Below are 991 nucleotides of genomic sequence, written 5' to 3' on the forward strand. Positions count from 1 at the left end.
GCGCACCGCCTGCCAGTAGCCGGTCTGCGGGCAAGCCTGGCCGCTGGAGCAAGTCGGTGCGGGAAAACCGATCTTGATGAACGCGGGGGAACCGGGCATGGCCCTGCCGGTCGCCGGCTCAAGGAGCTTGGCCTTGGCCAACTGCCGGATCAGCACCTCGCTGGGTTTTTTCGGTGGGACATTGGCCAGGCGGGTTTCCAGCCATTGGAGCTTACCGTTCCAGGCGGGCAGCTTGGCCGGTGGCAGCGGGAGGATGTCGTTGATTTCGGGGACTTTGGGGTGGGCGTAGGAATAGTTGCCTAGTACTTTGCTTATTTTGTTGTAGCGTTCAGCGCGTTCGAGGTCTTCCTGTTGGCCGAGAGAATCAATTGCGTCGGTAGGGCGGGGGGTACCAAAGACTTTTCCTAACGAATAAGCAGAAGTACTATCACCCGCCGCTACTCCCAATTGAAGCGCTTCGAGCGCTTCTGGATAATGCCCATCTATGGACAGATCAACACCTAATGCACGAGCAGCCTCTCCATTACCTTGCTCGGCCGCGCAATGACGCATCATTCGGGCAACCGCAGGAGCAATTCTGATTGGCGCCAGTTTCTCACCCACATACGCCTGGGCTTGGGCATTGCCGCTATCGGCAGCCTTGCGGTAGTAACGCAGGGCCATTTCCGGATCCTGTTTCAGCCCGGCTGAACCCTGTTGCAGGAAGATCCCGACGAAGTAATAACCCGTCGCCACACCTTCGCTGATCAGTCGTTGACTCAAACGCAAATGCTCATCGCCACGAAGCTGGAAATGCCCCCGCATGGCACCGTTCTGTAAATTGATATTGGCCTTGTAATGGCCGTTCTCAGCGGCAATGCGGTACAGGCGCTCGATCTCGACATCAACGCTTTTGTCCTGCTTAAGCTGATTGTTTTTCTGTAGCCAGCGGGCGTACTGAAACAGCACATCAGCCTCGGTGGAGGGCGCGGGGATTTGTTCGTGTACACAG

The 991-nt window shown here is 57.2% G+C and carries 1 protein-coding gene; it reads right to left on the reverse strand.

Annotated features, from left to right (window positions below):
- A partial coding sequence (locus H7995_RS28100) for an SEL1-like repeat protein (RefSeq protein WP_185819325.1) occupies positions 1 to 991 on the reverse strand: 991 nt, incomplete at both ends.

Origin of the sequence: Pseudomonas kielensis, from assembly GCF_014236655.1 — a bacterium.
Lineage (GTDB): Bacteria > Pseudomonadota > Gammaproteobacteria > Pseudomonadales > Pseudomonadaceae > Aquipseudomonas > Aquipseudomonas kielensis.